The sequence below is a fragment of the Acidocella sp. genome (assembly GCF_052326845.1).
Taxonomy (GTDB): domain Bacteria; phylum Pseudomonadota; class Alphaproteobacteria; order Acetobacterales; family Acetobacteraceae; genus Acidocella.
Genome location: NZ_JBKQJR010000093.1, coordinates 1 through 2,601, shown reverse-complemented (window position 1 = coordinate 2,601; position 2,601 = coordinate 1). Strand labels below are relative to the sequence as shown.

General features: G+C 65.5%; 3 protein-coding genes and 1 pseudogene. All 4 read right to left on the bottom strand.

What is annotated here, in order from left to right; genetic code table 11:
* A pseudogene (locus tag ACLPJJ_RS06165) lies at positions 1 to 391 on the bottom strand (phage portal protein); the annotation flags it as partial.
* Between the two features lie 18 nt (positions 392 to 409).
* A complete protein-coding gene (gene terL, locus ACLPJJ_RS06160) occupies positions 410 to 1,345 on the bottom strand; it encodes a phage terminase large subunit (protein WP_443590067.1) in 936 nt (311 codons plus the stop codon).
* A gap of 2 nt (positions 1,346 to 1,347) precedes the next feature.
* Positions 1,348 to 1,791, bottom strand: coding sequence for a hypothetical protein (locus ACLPJJ_RS06155; protein WP_443590066.1), 444 nt, complete (start codon positions 1,789 to 1,791; stop codon positions 1,348 to 1,350).
* 96 nt (positions 1,792 to 1,887) lie between these two features.
* Positions 1,888 to 2,295 carry a DUF6362 family protein gene (locus ACLPJJ_RS06150; protein WP_443590065.1) on the bottom strand — a complete coding sequence of 136 codons (408 nt, stop codon included), beginning with the start codon at positions 2,293 to 2,295 and terminating at the stop codon, positions 1,888 to 1,890.
* Positions 2,296 to 2,601: the final 306 nt, after the last annotated feature.

Below are 2,601 nucleotides of genomic sequence, written 5' to 3'. Positions count from 1 at the left end.
CCTGCAGCACGCGGAACAGCACCGCCACCGAGCCGACCGAGCCCCGGATCGCCGCATCGATCATCACCTCATTCAGGCGCGATTCCGCGATCACATCCTGCAAGCACCGCACCAGCGCCGAATCATCAGCATCGATGGCCGGAAAATGCCCGGCGCTGAACAGCAGCGCCACAGAGTCCTCCACCACCACCCGGCACAGCCCGTAGCGCACCGAGGGCCTGCGTAGCCGCAACGGAATATACTCCCCCGCCGAATTGCGCTCCTCGTGGAACTGGTAGGGCAGATTGTCATACAGCGTGCCATCCAGCACGCGGCCCAGAATATCCAGCTTCGCCACGCGCGCCGGCAGGCTCGTATCCGCCTGGATCGTGCCGCAAATCGTTTCAAACATGCAGGCCTCTTCTAATTTTCAGCGTTGCATCAAAGGCAGGCTCAGCCGCCGTGCGGGCTGCCCCACCATGGTGGCCAGCGTGTTCACCGCGCGGGAGAGCGCATCCACCTGGTCATCCTTGCCCCCGTGCGGAAACGCCCTCAGCTCCGCCAGCAGCGCGTCATTCCAGGGTGCTGCCACCATCGCCAAATTCCCCGCATCCATCTGCGTCGCCGCTGGCATGGCGCGGATGGTCTTGGCATCCCGCTCCGGGCTCGCCGCAACCCTGTACCCGTTCAGGCTGCGCGTCAGCATGGCAATCTGCGCCGCCCCGGCCTGCCCTGGGTCCTGCGGCAGGGCAATCACCGTCCCCGCCCCATCCAGCCGTGCCATCTCCAAGATCTTCGCCTCCACCTGCGCCGGCACCGCCTGCAGCCGCGCCACATCCAGCACCACCAGCAGGTTCTCCGCCGTCACACCCAGCTTCAGCCCCACCGTGTAGTCCGGGCTGCGCCCTGGCGAGCCCAGGCTCGCCGCCAAGTCCCAACCTCGTATCGCCTGCCGCAGCGGCGGCGCCTCGGGCAAAATCCGCACCCGCGCGGCGTTGAAGAACGCCGCGTCTGGCGGTAGCGGCGTTTGCTGATACATGGCCGCAAACGCCCGCTCGCCCACTTCAAGGCGCCGCCGCTCGATATCCTCCCGTCCCTGCCATTCCGGCCACAGCGCCTCACCTGGCGCCCGGCCCAGCTCGTCTCCCGGCTCCGCCAAAGCTGGCAGGCGCAGGCATTTCCACCCCGCCTCCGCCGCCAGCAGCTTTCCTGCCAGATCATCCTCATGCCACCTTGTCATGATCAGCACGATCCGCCCGCCCGGCTTCAGCCGCGCCGTCAGTTCACCCCGATACCAGTCATACAGCGCGTCGCGGGCCGTCTGGCTCTCTGCCTCCGCCCAGGACTTCACCGGATCGTCGATCACGATCAGATCCGCCCGCCGTCCGGTAATCGGCCCGCGCACCCCGGCGGCGAAGTATTCCCTCTCCCCGTCCAGGGCGAAGCGCGATGCCGCCTTGCTGTCCTTGCTGTCCTTGCTGAGGCAACCCCGAGCCAGCTGCCATTCTCCTCGACCGCCGCCCTAACCCGCCGGCCGAAATAATTCGCCAGGGACGCCGTATGCGCCGCGGCGATCACCTGTGCCCTCGGCCGTGCCGCCAGAAAATACGCCGGAAACAGCACCGACCCATAGGTCGACTTCGCTGACCCCGGCGGCATCTGCACCATCAGCCGGTCAACCGCCCCATCCGCGACATCCTGAAGACTGCCAATCAGCATCTCATGGTGCCGCGCAGGCACCTGCCCCTTGGCCGCCATGGCCCGGCGGGCGAATTCAAGAAACCCACCCGCCGCCATCAATTTTTGTATCAACCCGTCCGTGTGAGGCGTAGAACCAGTATGCCAAGGGGTATACGTCAAATTGGGGCAGGTGGGCAAGAAAAAAATAACATAGTGTTAGTAAAAATATTAACGCGCCTCATTCAGCCCCCGTAACACCAGCTCAATCCCCTGCCCATGCCAGCGCTGAACCGATTTATGATCCGCCCCAAGCATCGTGCCTACCCTCCGCCACGGAAACAAATGCCGCCCGGTGATGGGGTGCACCAGCGCCCGCGCGCCCAGAATCCGGCGCAGCACGTATTTCGTCTCCGGAACCATCGCCAGCCAGCCGAACGCCTCATCCATGCGGCTGATTTCCGCAGCACTCGGCATGGCCGGACGGACCACAGCCGCCTGCCAGCCATAGGCTTCCAGCGCGGTATGCACCACGTCGAATTTCATCGTCCGCAGCTGCGTCGAATACCCGCGCGACGGCAAGGCCAGCAACGTCGCGCCCGCCGCCTCTAACCGGCCGATCAACTCTTCCGCCGTCATGCATCGTCTCCTTCCGGGAATGGTTCATCCGTTAGCAAGCCCCAGGTCAAAGGATGCCCCGCCGGCAGCGGCGGCCGGTTCGGGTCATCCAGCATGTCATCACGTTTCGGTGATGGCGGCGGCTTCACCGGCGCCACTGCGCGCAAACGCCGCCCCCGCTCTATCACCGTGCTTCTGGCTAGCCCCAGCCTGCGCCCAATCGCGGACCAGGTGTCCCCCGCCGCCCGCATCTCACGGATTGTCTGGTCTGCAACCGCTGTCCATTGTCTCACCTGCGGCATGACCCCTCCTTGTGCTGCCGCAGTC